The organism is Aeromonas sp. Y311-2 (genome assembly GCF_027706025.1).
Classification (GTDB): domain Bacteria; phylum Pseudomonadota; class Gammaproteobacteria; order Enterobacterales; family Aeromonadaceae; genus Aeromonas; species Aeromonas veronii.
This window is the reverse complement of the sequence record NZ_JAPDCL010000022.1, coordinates 1-16,962: the sequence shown is the minus strand read 5'-3', so window position 1 is coordinate 16,962 and position 16,962 is coordinate 1. Positions and strand designations below refer to the sequence as shown.

The following is a 16,962-nucleotide window of genomic DNA, read 5'->3' as shown; positions in this document are numbered from 1 at the left end:
CTGGTCAGAATGACGGATTCAGATCAGCGGTCGGCACCGACTGAGGTGAACCGGTCTCGCCGGAGATCACCCACAAAACGTAAGAGGCGGTTTTAGGCTGGGCAGCCAGCTGGCCGAGCATGTGACCACTGGTACCGCGATAACCCAGCTCGTAGTTTTTCAGGGTGGTCGGCGGCACATCGATCAGCTCTGCGAACTTCGGACGGGACAGGCCCAAACACTGGCGCACCTGCTGAATGCGCTTACCCATGGCCTTTTCACTGTTTTCGATGTTCGACATTACTTTTCTCCTAAACGGGGTTAATCAAAGCGTGAGCTGTGTTTTTCGCAAAAAATGGCTTCCTGCCTTGCCTTAATCTCCTCTGGAGACCACATATCCCTAAATTCGCGGCACTCTCGCCGCAGGTCGTTGTAGTGCTTTCGCAGCTTGCGACCACCTCCCAGCAGGTACTTGATGACGGCGACCGGCTTGGATAGGTCGAAACCCGTTCCATGACACACCGCACATTCGTAGTCCTTGCCGAAAAGGCCTTTAACCAGACCCTCCTCGCAGAAGGTGCAGCGCAAATCGGCGCCGCTCTCTGGGGTAGCTTCGGCTGGTTCCTCCTCAACGGCGGGCTCCACCAGCTCAAGGCCATCGAGTACCGATGGAGAGTCAGCGTGACGGGCCGCCAGCAGTTGAAGCCGAAGAACCTCCTTTACGCTGCTGTACTCGCCATCCATAAAACCCCCTTCGTATCCAGACGGGGCAAGACTTTAACCCTAATCAGGGCTCCTGTAAATATCCTAACAACTCCATTTGAGGTCTTTTGCCCTGATTTGGCATCAAACTTGACCAAGATCACAATAACGACACATAGGTAGATTTGTTAGGATGATTTAACGGCTCGTTTGGGGCATGATTGGACTCGTCGGGGGCGTCCCGTCAATCAAGAAGCAAAGGTACAACCATGAAACAAAGCATCGCAGAGCTGATGAATAGCATTAACTCATTTGACGACCTCAAGAATGTAGAGAACGTCATTAGCACCCTCTCAATTCACCCTGATCAGCGGAACAGATGGCTACGAGAAGCCACCCGGCGGTTTGTGGAAAACTGCCCGTTCAACTGATCGCAGGGTCGATTATAAGAGGCGCCATCACGGCGCCTTTTTTGTGCCCGCAGACCAGCAGCCTCCGATCCCCCCGCCATCTCTTCCGATCCTCCCCCTCACCCAGCAGGCCCACCAGCACCACCAGGAGAGACCACCCAGAGCAGCAGAATGGACAGCCTGAAAGCCTTGGCAAATCAGGCCTCTAGGCTTCCGATCCATTAAACAAAAACATTGAAGCAGATAGATCAGAGATCAAACGCGCACGCTTCGCTTGCGCTTTGCGCTCTCGATAGAATCGTTATGGGGAACTGAGGATTGGCGGGCTGCAGATAAAAAAATACCGCCCGAAGGCGGCTTAATATTTTTTTACCCGATCATCAAGTGATCACGTTGCATGATCACAAGACGATCGGGTAGAGTAAAAAACGTAGGTCAAGCAGTTACCAGCTACTTGACCACAGAAGGTGAAAGCAACACCGTCCGTCAACTATCAGATGGATTCCATTAAATCCGCTCAACCTGAGCTCTTGAAAGAGATCAATGTCTACCTGATAACCGGAGTTGTAGCCCTAAACGGACACCAACTCTATGAGTAAGAATACAGGGGCAGATCCGCCATTTCAAGGCTAAAAGGCGAGCTTTTAGGTTTTGTAAAACCATGAACCAACAGCACCATTTTGACCTTGTAAACCTCATCATCAACGCTTGGCCACATGACTCCGCTCAACGCCGAGTGTTACTTGCCATTGCAGGCCACGCCAGCGCCAAATCTCCGCAGACTAACAACCTATGGATTGCACATCCGGGCAAGGAGCGTATTCGCCAACTCTGCGAGTACCAAGACCGCCGGAATGTCAGACTGGTGATCGCCCAACTGGTTCGCTGGGGAGTGCTGACCAAGTTCCGGGTAGAGGGTGAATACTTCGATCGGTATGTCATACACCCTGAACCACTGGCCGAACACGCCGACAAGCAGCGCGCCAGCGCCAGCAAGCTCTCCAAGTACCTCCGCAAGCTCATTACCAAAGCAGTCGAATTTGCCAACCGTCACAAGACCACAGCCTTCAAGAGCGTGAAAGACGCCACCGCCATCATTGCCGCCAAGCTGAAATCTAAACTTGGCTACCAGCGCAGCGCCCGCAGCATTGAGATGGAGCTGGACGTTGCCAAGCTGCAGGGGAATAACGAGCTGGCTGACAAGCTCGCCGCCATGCTGGCCGCCCACCCTGACCGGCAGCCACAGCAGGCCGCAAGTGTGGCGCGACAGGAGCTCTATGCAGCGCAGCGCGCCTCCGCATCGGCAACAACCAGCGTCAGCGGCTTGATGGCCCTCTTGAAGATGGCCACAGCCCGCGGCGACACCGCCCTTATCGAATCGCTCAACTCCCAGTTAGCCCTCTGCCAGCAGTAAGGAGCCCCCATGGCAAAGAAAACGCCGGAACAGGCCATTATCAACCAATCCCGATTCTTGAAGGCTGAGTTGATCCGCCTACTTGAGAAGGTGGACGCCATGAATAACCCGGCACTGGATGAGGTGGCCGACAAGGTTCAGGCCATGCACGAACAGGCTGATGATCTGCTGGCCGACCTGCAGGCCATATTGGGCAAACAGGAAGAGGCGGCATGAAAAAGGCCGCCAATCGGCGGCCTTGGATTCAGCTCGTTACTTTGGCCATGCCGGCAATTGCTTCTGGAAGATCACAGCCCCCAGCGGAATGCCGGAGCGCTCACCCTTAGTCGGGGTCGGCGTGATCTCCACCGGCGCGGCGCGATGGCGGATCGGCAAGCTCTCCACATCCATGTTGGCCAGCGATTCCAGCATCATCTTCACGACCTTTGCATCCTCAGGGGTAGAAAGGCGCAGGAACGCTTCACGCTGATCCTTGGTGAATACCATTGGGGCGGTATCAAGAGCCTCCATGAGCGCCTGCTCACGGCGCTTACCCAGCTCTTCTCGCTCCTGCTTAGCCAGGTCGAGATCTCGAGACAGAACCAGACTACGGTTGCGCTCCTCGATGAGCAGCCCCTCCATCATCATAATGTCCATGTCCACATCCCGAGTGGCGGCATAGCTCTCTGACAGACCGGCCCACCCTTCAAACAGCGGTACCGCATCGCCATTGCTGACGCCGGATGATACCAACAGCTCGATAACCCGCTCGCCGCTGGCCGACTCCATCATGGCCTGCTGCCTGTCCAGCGGGACAAAGTTGGGCTGCTTCACATAGTCAAAGCCGAAGAACGAGCGCGGGCGGGCGCCGAACGCCGGATCATTGGAGCCGCTGGTGGCCCAACTCCAGCCGCCTACCTTGTCATTCCACATTGCCTGAACGATTCGGCCAGGGGGAGTATCAAGGATCTCCTGCTTGTGATTGACGATGCCATTCTCGTCTACATCCACAGCCAGCGTGCGGTTTGACGGTACAACCTGGATTTGTACCGGCTTGCCGTCAATGGTGACCACCTCCATCTCCCGCGGGCGCATCTTGCCGGTCATCTCTCGGATCGTGTGACCGAAATAACCGTAGGCCTCCCCCAGTTTCAGAGCCTCCTGAGTAACCGGGCTTTGGAACATGGCCTTTACGGCATGGATGATATAACGGCGCCGGTTACCACCCGCGCGCCCTTCATTTTTCAGGTCGAAACTATCTTCAACGATAATCAAGACGCACCTCCTACAAAGCTGATGATTTCTGAGTTGATTTTCTGACTGAGCCAAGCATCGAATCCGGCCCTGTCTCCCCGATAACCAACGGACTCCATGAACTCGTCACTATCCGCGGCCTCACTGGCGCTCTTTGCCAGTTCGTGAATGACCGCCTTGGCCACATCTTTGTCGATGCCTGCCAGGTCGGTAAGCGCCAGATTCTTGAAGGTGTCGGAGCCAGCCAAGCGGCCGTTCTCGATGGTGTCGAGCAGGGTGGCCAGCGTCATGGCGAAGTTGGCGCGGGATTCGCGCTCTTCTGCCTCTTCCTGGGCGATCGCGGTATTGAGCGAGTGGAATTTCACCTCAATCGGGCGGGCCTGCCCGGCAGGGAACACCTTGCCGTACTTGTTGGCCATGTGAATGTCGATCATCCGGTGGATGGAGTGACGCAAGCCGATGCGCAGCCAGTTAGCTCGAATGGCGGCGTGAATGCTGGTGCGGAAGAACCCGCCATCCCCCAGCCCGCCAGACATGAGATCCCCCCAACCAAGCATTGACACATCCAGCCCAAGGCCTGCTGACATGCGCTTTAGGTGAAACATCACATCTTCGATATGGGCTATATCTGGGCTGGTGGTCTGAGTGTCGATTGTCACGCCGCCCTTGCCACCAGCCAGGGCCGGAACAATGCGGTTCCAGACCGTTGGCAGCAGGCCTTTCTGGCGGCTCTTGCGCTCGGCCGTCTCCAGATCTTTGCGCATCTGGGTACCCACCAGATTCAGGTATTGCGCCGCCTGCACTGGGTCGAGGTTTTCCATCCCCAGAGCGACAAAGCGGTCGATTCGGGAGGCGTTGTAACGGGAGCCCTTGAGTGACACCAGGGAGTCTTTGAGGTCGCACCATGCCGGATAGCAGTGCTCGAGCATCGAGGTACCATAGTCTTGCGTCTCGATGGGTACCCGCCGGTGGTTGTCATCGTAGAGGCTGTACTGGGTGCCGGTATTGTTCAGCGGCTCTCGGTTTATGTTTGGCTGCCAGTACGGGATCTTGAGGGCCACCAGCGACCACGGCTCCGCCAGCTGGATTGCGCCGCCTGTCCCGCGCTTCTTGAGGTATTCGGAGGTGTACCCAGCCACCTTACCGCCCCGGACGTATTCGCGGATCTGCCGCGCCATCGTGTACCAGGACGATTCAATATCAACGATGCCGACACCCTCTCGGGCATACGGGCGGACGTAGTGAGCCCCAAAAACCGCCATCTGCTTGCACCAACTGGGGGCGCCTTCATTGATGAGCGGGCCAAGCGCCGCATTCAGCTCGGCCGCCAACTCGGCCATGCTCGGGTCGGTGGCCTCAATGGTCACTATGTTGCCGGTTCGGTTGTCAGCGCTCAGGGCATGACAGATATGCAGGTCTATACCGCCAGACAGCAGCGGATCGGTAATCATGCCCTGCAGAACGTCATATTTCAGGTAGCGATCTTCTGGCATGACCTTATCGCCTACCCAATCAGAATCGGTAGTCGGATCTCTGCCCTCTTCCGCTTCTGGCGCTGAGTTGTGCCAGCTGGAGGATGCCCCGGGCCCGCTTTGCAGCGGAATGCCCGCATTGTTCTGGTCATCGGGGTTGTAGCCAGCGAACGCCTGGGCGATCACCGCCACCAGTCCCTTTTCTTTTTTGGCCATGGTCTATTCGCGTCTAGGGGCGCGTGCGGCTGGGGGAGGCCGCTTAACCGGGGAGTCACGAAATCGGGGCGCGCCCGACTTGTTAGGATGTTACCATTTCAAGCGCTGTTTACCCACGGAGATTAATCATGCAGCGCACGAAAGTCGCATCTGCAATCGCAGACGTTGTTGCGGCGGGGTCAGTGGCCAGCATTCTGGCCAGCCTGGATAAGGCGCTCCTGCCCGCAGCCCCGGTCGAATTCGGTTTGACCAAAACTCACGGCGTAGATATTGGCAAGGCCAGACTGGCTGCCAACCAAGCCGCGCTTGAAGTCCTTGCTCGCGTCACTGCAGACCCGAGCTCCATCACTGAGGCCGATAAAGACGCCCTTCGCAAATACTCCGGCAAAGGCGGGATTGGCGGCTCCATTGATGAGTATTACACCCCCCAGTATGTAGCCGAAGGCGTCTGGGACATGATGGCAGCTCAGGGCGCTGGCCCGGGTAATTATCTGGAGCCGTCAGCCGGTATTGGCGTATTCAACGGCACCAAGCCAGCCGGGGCCATTATGACCGCCTCCGAACTGGACGCCACCAGTAGCCAGATTAACCAGCTGTTGCACCCAGAAGATCACGTTCGCCATGCCGCCTTTGAGCAGCTGGCCAGCGAGACAGAGGACAACACCTGGGATGGTGCGGTAGGCAACGTGCCGTTCGGTGATACGCGAGGCATGAATGGGGCACACGATCCCGAGTATTCCCACATCAAATACGTGGATCAGTATTTCATCACCAGGATGATCGACAAGGTGAAGCCAGGCGCCTTGATCAGCGTTGTTGTCCCTCCCCGCATCATCTCGAGAGCGTCATGGTCTAAGTGGCGACATGCCATTTCTCTCAAAGCAGAGTTTCTGGGCGCTCACCGCCTCCCCTCCGGCACGTTTGATGCCAACGGTACCGACACCGTTACCGATATTCTCCTGCTGCGTAAGCACCCAGCCGACATGGCCGAGCTGATCAACTCCCGCAAGAGCAGCGACCTGAAAGCCGCCAACGTGCTCTGGGATACCTGGATCAAAGGCAAGTGGTTTGAGTCAGCAGAGGGTCGCCGCTTCATCATGGGCGAGCAGACCACCACAGGTACCGGCCGGTTCGCCAGAATGGTCGTGGAGAAAGGCAACCTGACCAACCAGGGGATCAAGGAACGACTGGCACAGCGCTTTGACAGCCGCATTGATTGGGCCGCTCTCGAACTGGCCGAGCCATCCAGCCCAACCTATGCAGAAGGCGATGAGCGTCAAATCAACGGCCGCTGGCACCGCCTGACCGCTGGGGAATGGGAGCTCATCAAGCCAGCTGGCGGCGATGGCGATGAAATCAGCCAGGAAACCTATGGCGCCGCATCGGTATCCCAACTCCGCAGCGTCCTATCAGACAACCCTCAAGCTGTGCTCGAGCTCACCCTCCCCCAGATCATGGCGGTAGAGCGGGATTATCCCCGATTCTTGGATCAGCGAGTCCACGAAGCAATCAAGCTGGCCAAGATGGCCGACCCGAAGCACCGGGAACGGATCATTCGCGGCACCCTGATCGGTGACCGTATCCGCACCATGGCGGCAGTGTTTACCGAAACCGGCAAATTCCCAGTTGAAGAGGCGGCACAGATCCGCAGCCTGATCAGCAACGAGATCGCCCGATTCGGAGTGGCCGCAGCTGATAAGACGCTGGCCACCCTCAAGACCGGCAATGCCGCGGGCGCTTGGCAGGCCTTCTATGCCGCCACCGACCCCACCGGCGAGCTCTCCGACCTGCTGCAGGGCAAGGCCGACCGGGGCAACGTGCGGGCTTATGACGATGAGGATGCCTATCAGGTAGTTTCCTTCCTCTTCGGCCAGCTGGGCCTTAATCCGGTTGATCTGGACGACTTCGCTGAGCACTACAACGGCAGCGTCCCTATGACGCTCGAGGCGCTGGCCAAAGTTGACGGGGTAGCCATCACGCCGGATGGAATGCTGGCACCGATGGACAGGGCCACCAGCGGCGATGTAGCCAAGAAGTCTGATCGGCTGCTGCTGGCAATGGTCTCCGGCACCGACCAGGCCATTATCGACAACTACCAGCGCCAGCTGGCAGAGATCGACAGGAAGCGCCCTCATACCGGCGTAGACGCTATCGACATGACCATGCTGGGGCGCTGGCTGCCACGCCGCTATGTGTCTGAGTTCCTGCGCTCCCAGGGCTATGCAGGCCTGCGCTATGGGAAGGTGATTACCGTAGATGGCGAGATGGAGCTGGACGAGAGCTATGACGGCGAGGATGGCACCTGGTACGGGTATGACAGCGATGGTCAGGGCGGCAAGCTCAAGGGCCGCAGCAACGAGCAATTTGAGCGCCAGCTCGAGCACTACCTCAATGATCTGCCAGTAAGAGGCGCGGGTCTCGAGGGCGCCGCCGTCCACATGAGCCGCATCAAGTCGCTCGAGGAGCAATTCGGTACCTGGTTGCGCCAGCATGACGACTGCGACAACCTGGTTAAGCTCTACAACGACACATTCAACGGCTATGTGCCTCCCGAGCACTCAGACGCGCCGCTCGAGCTGACCGGCCTCAACGCAGAGCTCACCCCGTTCGATTACCAGAACCAAGCCGTTCGCCGGTTATCAGAGGACGGGCGCGGGATCTTGGGTTTCGGTACCGGCCTTGGCAAAACAACCACCGCCCTCCTGCTGGATGCCTACAACAAGCAAAATGGCCGCTCCAAGCGCTCGGCCGTTGTTGTCCCCAAAGCTGTAGAGGAAAACTGGTACCACGAAGCGGTTGCCACCTATGGCCGCGCCTACGTTGACCAGAACATGCTGTTTGTGGGTATCGAGCCGGTTCGCAACAAGGACGGCGATGTAGAGCAAACGCCGGTGCTCGATGACGAGGGCGAGATCAAGCTCAACAAGCACGGCCAACCCCTAACCCGGGACAAGCTGCGCACCCTGAGCGGCGATGAGGTGATCACCCGCATCAACATGATCCCGCACACCGCCAAAGGCACGGTATTGATCAGCAAGGAGCGATTCGCCACCCTGCCGCTGCGAGCGGAAACGGTGATCGACCACGTTGACACCATGATGGCGGCAGGCCTGCGCTCCGGCCTGATCGAGGGTGAAGCGAAGAATTACCGCGAGGCCAAGAAGAAAGAGAAGTTCAAGGAGAAGCACAGCGACACCGGCACGAAGAAGGCCATGAATCTCCCCTACTTCGAGGATTGCGGCTTTGACTCCGTAATTGTCGATGAGGGTCACAACTACCGGAACACCTATGAAGTGGGGCGCCAAGCCTCCCAGCTGGCCCACCTGCCAAAGCCGAAGTCTGCACAAACCGCTATGGACATGCAGATGAAGATGGCATGGCTGCAGCGCAAGTATGAGGGCCGCGGGTGCTACATGCTGACCGCCACCCCGACCGTAAACAGCCCGGTCGATGTGTTCAACATGCTGAGCCATATCATCACGCCTGAGGAGTGGGGCAAGTACGGGATCGCTGACGTTAACGACTTCATCAAAGTGTTTGGTGAGACCGATAACGTAATGGTGCAAAAGCTCTCCGGCGAAGTAGAGAGCCGCCAAGGCCTGATTGGCTTCCGCAACCTCTCCGGCCTGCGAAGCCTCTTCCATCGCTATGTCAATTTCAAGACGGCAAAGGACGTATCCAAAACGGTCACAATCCCTGACCTTGAGGAGGAGAATGTCGCCGTTGATATGTCAGAGCGCCAGCAGCAGATCTATGAGGAGCTGCGCCAGCGAGCGGAGCGCCTGAGCAACGGCGAACAGGACAAAGACGAGCCGAAAGATGCCGTGTTCGCCATCATTGCCGACATGGATCGGGTTTGTACCGACATGGATCTGTATGACAAGACCATGACCTTCCTGGTACCGGCCGAACATGCAACCGCACTCAGGGATTTGGTGAACGATCTCCCTGAAAAGGTGACCCGCCGGGTAGCCGCCACAGCGACAACCACAGACGACACTGACGATTACGCCGATGGCAGCGGCTCTGTCACTCTGACCTATACCGCCTCCGCACAAATCACCCATGAGGGTAATACCCTGCGCCTGGTTGTTTCTGACGCCTACGAGGCGGAGGTCGTCAAGCGACTGGCCAAGTTCGGCATCAAGGACACCGATGTTAGCCACCCCATGACGCCGAAGTACGCTCGCCTTGTTGCGAACGTGAAGGCCAGTTACGAGGCGGGCGGCAAGCAGCTGATCTTTGTCGAGGACAAGAGGCAGCACAACAAGCTGCGCCGCCTGCTGGCCCACCACCTGGACATTACCCCGCAACAGATCGGCATTATCAATGCTGACACCGTTGATGGTAAGTCAGATATGAAGGGGGCTGACGGGAAGAAGCTCAAGGATGTAGAGCCGATTGCCGCCGCTTACAACGAGGGGCGATTCCGGCTCCTGATCTGCAACAAGAAAGCAGAGGTCGGGGTCAACCTCCACCACGGCACTACGGATATTCACCACCTGACGCTCCCATGGACTCCCGCCAGCATTAAGCAGCGCAACGGCCGCGGCGCCCGAGTCGGGGCCAAACAAAGCAAGGTGCGGGTGTGGTACTACCTGGGCAAAGGCAGCTTTGATGAATGGCGCCTGGAAACGCTCAAGCGCAAGGCCACTTGGCAGGATGAGATCCTGACCGTGGGCGGCGCCGAGCGGGCGCGCAATGAGGACGCCAGCGACTCTGCAGATATGGGGATGTTGCTCGCCCCCGATCCCGAGGAGCGCCAGCGCCGCATCGAGGAGGCCCAACGAAAGGCCAAGGAGCGCGTAGAGGCGGCTGCGCGCAAGCGAGCCAACATCGACTTGCACAACTACCTCAAGGCACAGCACGATGCAGCAACGGACGTTGGCGCTCTGGATGCAGAGCTGGCCGAGTTGCGGCAGGAAGTACCAACCTTGGCAGCCAGCATCGAAAAGACCCGCGAACGCGCCGAGCGCAACAGCGAAGAGGCGGCCACCAGCTCCTACTCCATGAAGCGCTTTTACCAGGAGAATGCCAAGGAAGCCCGCAAAGAGCTGGCCAAGCTCACATCTGAGTACAAGGTGAAGTCTGCCAGGCTCGATGGCGCCGAGCGCCGCAAAGCACGCCTGACAAAGGCCAACGACACCATTAAGCGCCTCCGCGGTGAGGTGGAGCGAGCCATTGATACCGGCTCAATTCAAGTCAGCCGGGACGTTCTGGATCATGGCGCCGAGTTTATGACTGACGGCAAGACCATGATCCGCAAGGGCCGGTTCTACACCCTGATCACCGGCACCCTGGTGGAAGTCGTCTCCCTGCAGTTCGACACCAAGACATTCTCCGGCAAGCTGCTTTACACGGCTGAGAAGTTCGCCAGCAGCAAGATTGGCACGGTCGAGACTTACAGCCTGAATTTCGCTCGAGAGGAATGCTCCCACACCACAGATGAGATCAAGCTGCTGCAGCGCTTGATGCAAACCGTGATGATTGGGCAGGTAGCCGACTTGATGACTGAGGCTCAATTCGTCCAGCACATGCGCGCTAAACGGATCGACCTTGGCCAAAGCGCCGGTCTGCTGGTCAGGGATGGGGATAGCTTTGCCGAAACCGCGTTTTACCAGCTCAAGCTCCCCCAAGATGCGGATCGGGTTATCTACCCCAACCCCAGCGACACCGAGAAAGCGCGGCTGGCCAAGTGGCTACTGGAAGATCGCTCCCGTATGCGGGAGTACGGCCAGGCCAATGCACATATCAAGGCCATCTTCGGTGACAGCTACAAGCTGGCCATTGAGGAGGGATACGGCAAGAACGCGCCAGCTGGGGTTATCAACCAGTGGGCGGCGGATACCCGGGCCAAGTTTGAAGCGCTGCCAGAGATCATTGAGGAATGGCAACAAATCAAGGCCGGAGTCAAAACCCGACTGGCCTACACCTGGGACAACTTCGCCAGCAAAGAGATCCCGAGCGAATGGGACAACCGGACTGCCTTCTCCAAGGCGGTGGATACAGTTCGAGAGGCCATCTCCAACGAGATTGCCAAAGAGCGAGAGATCCAAGATGCCAGGGAAGCCGTCAGGCTGGGGGCTCGCATTGTGTGGGCCAAAGCCAACCTCACTGACGACAAGCGGGCGGCGCGCTTGGTGTGGCTGCGTGACCACAAAACGGCAGCGACCGGATTCTATGCCTTCGAGATCATCGACAAGAAGCAAGCGCCAGAAGGTTGCCCGTATGTGCTCGAGGATGGCCGGTTCGACCTCGCCGCCGCTGTAACCGACCTTGCCGCGATCGGTGCGGTAGAGCTCGGCAGCGTAACCAAGCAATCAACGCTGAGCGCACTCCTACAGGACGGCCAGAGAAAGCTGGGACGCTATGACTGCCCCCTGAATGCTTGGATTGAGGCGCGAGAACGAGCCAGGATGGAAGCCGAGAAGGCTGCGATGCCGGTACCTGAGCCAGAGAAGCCATCGCCGGAGGAGCTGGAGAAGGCGGAAGCGGCCACCAGCGCGGCCAATACCGATGACAAGATCGTCTCCGGCGTCACTATCCGGGTGATCTCCATGCCTGCATCAGTCAAGATTAACCGGTACCGCAAGGCTGATATGTCGCCAGGGTCTATCGCTCTGCACGACCCGCAAGGCAAGTCTGGGCGCCTGTTTGCCGTTAAGGATACGCTCAAGTCTTTGTACGGGGCGAAGTTTGCCGTTGACGCATCCGAGGAGTGCCCGGACGCTTGGTGGTTCGTGCCAGCAAGCACGCCGATCGACAACCTGATCAACATTTTGGGAGGCTAACCACATGATGGAGCTGACTGTAATCCCCAGCGCTGACGAGCTGGCTCCGCTATTGGCAGAAGCCACCAGCGAACGAGACGAGGGGGCCTTTGTGGCCCTCTACATGACCAACCTCTCCGACCTGCTGCGCAAAGACCCCAAGCAGTACCGGAGTTATGGCCCCTGGTGGTGGCCACTGAAAGCCATGCTGATTGAGCACGGCCATGAAGTGGGTACCGGCAGCTTGGAGATGGGTACCGCCGAACGCTACACGCTGGAGTCACCCGCTCTGACGGTATGCGCCGCTTGGGCTTACCAGCAACGGATGATTGAGCAGGGCTATCTGCGCTGCAGTGAGCACTGGCTTGACCTGGATGATGGCGAGACCTACGAATACAACCTCTATGACAGTGACATGGAGCACTAATAGATAGGGACAAAAAGGGAGGGAGGCATCCCTCCCTTTTTCCATCTAAGCAGTCAACTTTCCCCGCAGATCAGCTGTGTAAGTCATTACGCTTACTAGATTTTCAAAGTCCCCGCTTTCAATAAGTGATAGTGGGGTCTTGCCATCAAATTCGGCGCTGTGATTTTCCTTCCCCATGAAGCTGAACGTCCTCTCTTGGTCACGAAACGCGGACACCAGAGCAAAATGAATATTCAAAACAATCGTAACTCGAAGGAGTTGATCCTCATCAAGATAGGCTTCAACAGCCTCCTCTCCGCGATATTTTTCAAGTTCAGCTAGAGGAACCTGCAGAATGTTTTGCTGCTGTATTGGAGTGCAGCCCCACTTTTCTAATGGGCGCAAAGCAATCCTGATTAATTCCAGATGACGAGAACCGGTCATTTTATTTCTTCCTCATTGTGTAGAGCCTTCACGGCGGGCTGTGGCCCCTTCCTAATGACGGCCAAATCATAATCATTCTGCATTGCGAGCCATGAGCTCGCCATTCCACACCCCGCCAACTCGAGGCGATAGGCTAACTCAGAAGTAAGAGATGCGCGGCAATTAACAACCCTAGATAGGGATACGCGCGAAACACCTAACCGCCTAGCCGCCTCGGCAATTTTCAGTCCAATTTCTTTCCCAAGAAGTTCGCCTGGATGTGGTGGGTTGTGCATCGTCACTCTCATAAACCTCTTACCTTTGATATAGAAAGTGTATCTCCATGCGATACACTTTTCAAGAGTGGATTTGTTCGGAGCACCCAACTCACCATCACCTCGAATAGTTGCCTTTACCACCTCCCCTAATGGGCCCGATTCCTGTGGTCAAAATCAGTGGGCAGCAAGACACCTTGAAAAGTTGCCTTTCAGGCTCGAAAGCAGCGGCCGCAAGCGCCCATCCTTGCCGGTTCGGAGGGCTGGCCTCGTCACAGCACCTCAAAAAGTTGCCTTTCTTGTGGCCTATGTGAGCCGCTTTCCACCCAAAAGGCCGCTCCAGACCGCACTTATCCACATAGCCTCCCCGCCAGCAGCCCGATACCTCAATTAGTTGCCTATGGGGATAAAGTTCACCTCGAATAGTTGCCCACTCACCTCGATTAGTTGCCCATTCACCTCGATTAGTTGCCCAAACATCGCCGCAGGCCGCGCCGCACTTGGGCTGCAGGATGCCTAAAAGATCTTTAAAAGAGATCTCTAAAAGAGAAGATCTTTAAAAAGATCTATGGGGCTGGTCTGTGTGGATAAATGAGAGCCCGATGCCACTACCGAACCAGGCGGCTTGACTCTTGGCCAGCAAAGAAAAAGAATGGCAACCAAGCTAACTACTGGTTGCCATCAAATGAAAAAGACTCCGCAGCGGGTTGCTTGGCAAAGCAACGCCCTACTAAGCGCGGCCTACACAATGAGCCGTGACGAGAAGCGCATTCTCTGGCTTTGCCTGAGCCAACTGAACGGGGCCGAAGAGACAATCCCAGACGAGATCACAATCACCAATGCCGAGTACGCACAGCTTTTTGAGCTGGACTCCGGCAACGCCTCTTATGACATCAGCAATGCAATGGAGAAGCTGAGAGCAAGGGAAGTGATCTTCTATCACCCAGACGAAGATGGGGAGGATGGAGAGAAGGCTTACAGCGCCAAAAACATCGTTATCGGCCGAGGGAAGAAACCGCGCCGAGGCGAACACACGATCGAGCTGAACCCCAAACTGAGTAAGTTCCTGCTGGGCCTGAGTCGTGACTTCACCAAGTTACAACTGCTGGATGTAACAGATCTCCGAAACCCCCATGCAATGCGACTGTATGAAAACCTCATCCAGTTTGAGAACACCAAGACCTTCTGCCAGAAGGTTGAATGGTTCATAGAGCGCTATCAGCTGCCAGCGTCATACTCCAGGTACGCCAACTTCAAGCAGAAGTTCTTGGACGTAGCCGTGTCGGAGATCAACGCCAAGACCCCGCTATCTGTGGCGTATGTCGAGAACAAGACCGGCCGCAAGGTTACATCCATCCTATTCAGCTTTTCTCGCAAACCAGCCAACAAGGGAGTGACCGCGTGAGCATTCAATACCGGCGGCGCATTCGCCTATTGCCGTTCCTATGGCTGAACCTATCCAAGAGCGGCTGGTCAGTCAGCGTAAAGCTGGGGCCATTCTCATACACAACCGGCCCCAAGGGGGCCAGTTTCAGTGCAAGCGCCCGAGGTACCGGGCTTTCTTACCGCAAGCGGATCAGGGGCAAGCGCCCTTAAATATCCTGGTCAATACTGCGCGGCGCCTGCGCACCTTCCAGCATCTTATCGAAATTCAGGTCTGTGTACGTCAGGCTGGCGGAGGTCTGGGATCTCTCGTTTGAGCTCATTGTGATGTAGACAGACGAATCAGCAAAGGCGAGATAGGCCTCCTTGCTGGGCTGCTGCTCTACCGCTGCAAACTCCGCCTCTGTCGAGCCATTGGTTACCCCATACTTGTCCTTGAGCGTCTGGCTAAAGGACAGCAACTCCCCCCACGGCAGGTCGATAGCCACCCGCCCGAACCGGCCATTCACAAACATCCAGGTTGCACTGAGGGTATGCGGGCCAACGGTCAGATCCTCGCACTCGAACACCTCAAGACCCGGGGTGAACATGGGGAGGTGATTAAGCGTGCAAGGGGCCGATTTCAGAACGTTCGCAACCGGCGTCCCAAACTTCACCCCCTTGTATCCATCAACGGGAGCTGCCATCGCAGCTGCAGGAACAAGACCGAGGATCAGTAAGGCAGGGAAGAGTTTCATATTTTTCTCCTGGGGAGGTGAGTCTTTCCCGAGTGTAACAAATCCTCATCCGAACAAACACTTACATTGAGACCCCAATCAGGCCACCCCAAATCACAAAATGCGGCCACCTTCGGGCCATTCCTCGAAATCACTTTTTATCGGCGTTTCGCAGTTGTTAGGATGTTTGCGGGGTTAAACCGGCAAGTATCATTTTTAACAAATGGCGCGGCCGGGGAGTGAGGTAAAAGGCGCTGTTTCGACAGCGCCTTTTTTCATTTGGAGGGAAAAATGTCCAAGCAAAAAAGCAAGGGCCCAAGCAAAACCCGAGGGTACCGGAATAACAACCCGGGAAACTTGGAGTGGGGCTCGCCATGGCAAGGGCTTCGGCCAGAGAGCGACCGAACAGACGATCGCTTTTGCCAGTTCATCTCTGCCACCTACGGTATCCGCGCGCTGGCGTGTGTTCTGATCACCTACCAGGATAAGCGCCGAGCCAAAGACGGGAGCCGCATTGATAGCGTGCGAGAGTTCATCGAGCGCTGGGCTCCGCCCAATGAAAATGACACCACATCCTACTCTGCCAGCGTGGCGGCCCTGCTCGATGGCGTAGGCCCTTCTGATGAGGTGATCGATGTTCACAACTACGACCACCTTCGCCCTCTGGTAGAAGGGATCATTCGCCACGAAAACGGCCGCGGCCCCTTCTACAAAAACGCCAACGGCTGGTACAGCGATGCCGAGATCGATGAAGGCCTGCGGCGAGCGGGCGTAGTTCGCAAAAAGCCATCCGTTAAAGACGTTGCCAGCAAGGCAACCATCCCAGTAGGCGCCGCCATCTTTGGTGCTGACCAGCTATCTGACGTACTCCCCGCAATCACTGACGCCGCTGGTGCGGGTGTTGATGCCCTAGCAAACGCATTGCCATCTGTAGTGACGGCTGTAGAAGGTGCGCGGGATGACCTGACCAGCGGAAGCATGATCCGGCTCGCCCTGGGCAGCTTTGCCGTTGGTTGCGCCGTGGTTATCGCGTGGCAGAAGTACCGCCAAACCAAGATTGAATCGGGAGGTTGGGAATGAGCCCTGCAAACACAGGTATCGTGCTGCTGATCGTGTTCATCGCTGGCCTTGCCATCGGGTATGACTATGCAGATCGAGTTTGGGGGGAGCGCTGGCTCTCCCACAACATGGACGGCAGCGAACAGGCGAGGCAAGAGGAGCAGCGCCAGGTGTCCGGCATGGCGAAAATTGACGCCAATCACCAGAAGGAACAAGTTGATGGGAAAAATGAAACGGAGCGCCTTGCTCACCTTGCTGAGTCTGGCTCTGTGCTCGTGCTCGAGCGCTTTACCTGCCCCCGCGCCGGTGAAGCCAGCGCCGGTACCGGCCTCGATAATGCAACCACCCCCCACGGACTTCGTGGAGAGGATGCAGGATTTCTTATTCGGTACGCCGGTGACTGCAGAGCCACAGCAACCAGGCTCCTTGCCTGCCAAGACGCCCTAAAGGTTTACCAGGGCGCGAAATGAGAAAAGCCCCGGCAGTGCCGGGGCTTTTTGTTAC

16 protein-coding genes are annotated in these 16,962 nt (G+C 57.1%); 9 read left to right on the top strand and 7 right to left on the bottom strand.

Going from position 1 to position 16,962, the window contains the following annotated elements; translation table 11 throughout:
• Positions 1-4: 4 nt before the first annotated feature.
• Complete coding sequence (locus tag OKC42_RS17745; protein WP_443111671.1) at positions 5-271, bottom strand: helix-turn-helix domain-containing protein; 267 nt, start codon at positions 269-271, stop codon at positions 5-7.
• 29 nt (positions 272-300) lie between these two features.
• Complete coding sequence (locus tag OKC42_RS17740; protein WP_270818332.1) at positions 301-723, bottom strand: hypothetical protein; 423 nt, start codon at positions 721-723, stop codon at positions 301-303.
• A 227-nt stretch (positions 724-950) separates the two neighbouring features.
• Between OKC42_RS17740 and OKC42_RS17735 the strand changes: the two genes are divergently transcribed.
• The 3 genes from OKC42_RS17735 to OKC42_RS17725 all read left to right on the top strand — a co-directional run bounded on the left by OKC42_RS17735 (position 951) and on the right by OKC42_RS17725 (position 2,721).
• Positions 951-1,112 (top strand): hypothetical protein, encoded by a 162-nt coding sequence (locus OKC42_RS17735; RefSeq protein WP_270820399.1) that lies wholly within the window; start codon positions 951-953, stop codon positions 1,110-1,112.
• A gap of 715 nt (positions 1,113-1,827) precedes the next feature.
• The gene (locus OKC42_RS17730) at positions 1,828-2,505 is read left to right on the top strand and encodes a hypothetical protein (protein ID WP_270820396.1); all 678 of its coding nucleotides are present in this window, start codon (positions 1,828-1,830) and stop codon (positions 2,503-2,505) included.
• A 9-nt stretch (positions 2,506-2,514) separates the two neighbouring features.
• Entirely contained in the window at positions 2,515-2,721 is a 207-nt protein-coding gene (locus OKC42_RS17725) for a Rop family plasmid primer RNA-binding protein (protein ID WP_270818334.1), read from the top strand.
• A gap of 36 nt (positions 2,722-2,757) precedes the next feature.
• Here OKC42_RS17725 and OKC42_RS17720 read toward each other — a convergent pair whose 3' ends face one another.
• Positions 2,758-3,759, bottom strand: coding sequence for a hypothetical protein (locus OKC42_RS17720; protein ID WP_270820394.1), 1,002 nt, complete (start codon positions 3,757-3,759; stop codon positions 2,758-2,760).
• Entirely contained in the window at positions 3,756-5,426 is a 1,671-nt protein-coding gene (locus OKC42_RS17715; protein WP_270820392.1) for a phage portal protein, read from the bottom strand. The genes OKC42_RS17720 and OKC42_RS17715 overlap by 4 nt, the downstream gene beginning before the upstream one ends.
• A 128-nt stretch (positions 5,427-5,554) precedes the next feature.
• Here OKC42_RS17715 and OKC42_RS17710 point away from each other — a divergent pair, with 128 nt between their 5' ends.
• Both OKC42_RS17710 and OKC42_RS17705 read left to right on the top strand, forming a co-directional pair.
• Positions 5,555-12,217, top strand: a complete 6,663-nt coding sequence (locus tag OKC42_RS17710; protein ID WP_270820390.1) for an SNF2-related protein — start codon at positions 5,555-5,557, stop codon at positions 12,215-12,217.
• A gap of 4 nt (positions 12,218-12,221) precedes the next feature.
• Entirely contained in the window at positions 12,222-12,623 is a 402-nt protein-coding gene (locus OKC42_RS17705; RefSeq protein WP_139495215.1) for a hypothetical protein, read from the top strand.
• Positions 12,624-12,668: 45 nt separating this feature from the next.
• Here OKC42_RS17705 and OKC42_RS17700 read toward each other — a convergent pair whose 3' ends face one another.
• The gene (locus OKC42_RS17700) at positions 12,669-13,046 is read right to left on the bottom strand and encodes a hypothetical protein (RefSeq protein WP_270820388.1); all 378 of its coding nucleotides are present in this window, start codon (positions 13,044-13,046) and stop codon (positions 12,669-12,671) included.
• A complete protein-coding gene (locus OKC42_RS17695; RefSeq protein ID WP_270820519.1) occupies positions 13,043-13,321 on the bottom strand; it encodes a HigA family addiction module antitoxin in 279 nt (92 codons plus the stop codon). The genes OKC42_RS17700 and OKC42_RS17695 overlap by 4 nt, the downstream gene beginning before the upstream one ends.
• 631 nt (positions 13,322-13,952) lie before the next feature.
• On the opposite strand from OKC42_RS17695, the gene OKC42_RS17690 reads away from it, so the two are divergent.
• Both OKC42_RS17690 and OKC42_RS22740 read left to right on the top strand, forming a co-directional pair.
• Positions 13,953-14,705, top strand: a complete 753-nt coding sequence (locus OKC42_RS17690; RefSeq protein WP_270818339.1) for a RepB family plasmid replication initiator protein — start codon at positions 13,953-13,955, stop codon at positions 14,703-14,705.
• Entirely contained in the window at positions 14,702-14,896 is a 195-nt protein-coding gene (locus OKC42_RS22740) for a DUF4236 domain-containing protein (protein ID WP_443111670.1), read from the top strand. The genes OKC42_RS17690 and OKC42_RS22740 overlap by 4 nt, the downstream gene beginning before the upstream one ends.
• Here OKC42_RS22740 and OKC42_RS17685 read toward each other — a convergent pair.
• Positions 14,893-15,420, bottom strand: a complete 528-nt coding sequence (locus OKC42_RS17685) for a hypothetical protein (RefSeq protein WP_270818340.1) — start codon at positions 15,418-15,420, stop codon at positions 14,893-14,895. The two genes, OKC42_RS22740 and OKC42_RS17685, sit on opposite strands and share 4 nt — an antisense overlap.
• A 270-nt stretch (positions 15,421-15,690) precedes the next feature.
• On the opposite strand from OKC42_RS17685, the gene OKC42_RS17680 reads away from it, so the two are divergent.
• Both OKC42_RS17680 and OKC42_RS17675 read left to right on the top strand, forming a co-directional pair.
• On the top strand, positions 15,691-16,479 hold the full coding sequence (locus OKC42_RS17680) for a hypothetical protein (RefSeq protein ID WP_270818342.1): 789 nt from the start codon (positions 15,691-15,693) through the stop codon (positions 16,477-16,479).
• Positions 16,476-16,928, top strand: coding sequence for a lysis system i-spanin subunit Rz (locus OKC42_RS17675; protein ID WP_270818343.1), 453 nt, complete (start codon positions 16,476-16,478; stop codon positions 16,926-16,928). The genes OKC42_RS17680 and OKC42_RS17675 overlap by 4 nt, the downstream gene beginning before the upstream one ends.
• Positions 16,929-16,962: the final 34 nt, after the last annotated feature.

What these genes read in the sequence shown, in the direction of transcription:
- OKC42_RS17740 (WP_270818332.1), bottom strand. Translation starts at nt 723, where the DNA reads ATGGATGGCGAGTACAGCAGCGTAAAGGAGGTTCTTCGGCTTCAACTG.
- OKC42_RS17735 (WP_270820399.1), top strand. Translation starts at nt 951, where the DNA reads ATGAAACAAAGCATCGCAGAGCTGATGAATAGCATTAACTCATTTGAC.
- OKC42_RS17725 (WP_270818334.1), top strand. Translation starts at nt 2,515, where the DNA reads ATGGCAAAGAAAACGCCGGAACAGGCCATTATCAACCAATCCCGATTC.
- OKC42_RS17715 (WP_270820392.1), bottom strand. Translation starts at nt 5,426, where the DNA reads ATGGCCAAAAAAGAAAAGGGACTGGTGGCGGTGATCGCCCAGGCGTTC.
- OKC42_RS17710 (WP_270820390.1), top strand. Translation starts at nt 5,555, where the DNA reads ATGCAGCGCACGAAAGTCGCATCTGCAATCGCAGACGTTGTTGCGGCG.
- OKC42_RS17705 (WP_139495215.1), top strand. Translation starts at nt 12,222, where the DNA reads ATGATGGAGCTGACTGTAATCCCCAGCGCTGACGAGCTGGCTCCGCTA.
- OKC42_RS17700 (WP_270820388.1), bottom strand. Translation starts at nt 13,046, where the DNA reads ATGACCGGTTCTCGTCATCTGGAATTAATCAGGATTGCTTTGCGCCCA.
- OKC42_RS17695 (WP_270820519.1), bottom strand. Translation starts at nt 13,321, where the DNA reads ATGCACAACCCACCACATCCAGGCGAACTTCTTGGGAAAGAAATTGGA.
- OKC42_RS17690 (WP_270818339.1), top strand. Translation starts at nt 13,953, where the DNA reads ATGGCAACCAAGCTAACTACTGGTTGCCATCAAATGAAAAAGACTCCG.
- OKC42_RS17685 (WP_270818340.1), bottom strand. Translation starts at nt 15,420, where the DNA reads ATGAAACTCTTCCCTGCCTTACTGATCCTCGGTCTTGTTCCTGCAGCT.
- OKC42_RS17680 (WP_270818342.1), top strand. Translation starts at nt 15,691, where the DNA reads ATGTCCAAGCAAAAAAGCAAGGGCCCAAGCAAAACCCGAGGGTACCGG.
- OKC42_RS17675 (WP_270818343.1), top strand. Translation starts at nt 16,476, where the DNA reads ATGAGCCCTGCAAACACAGGTATCGTGCTGCTGATCGTGTTCATCGCT.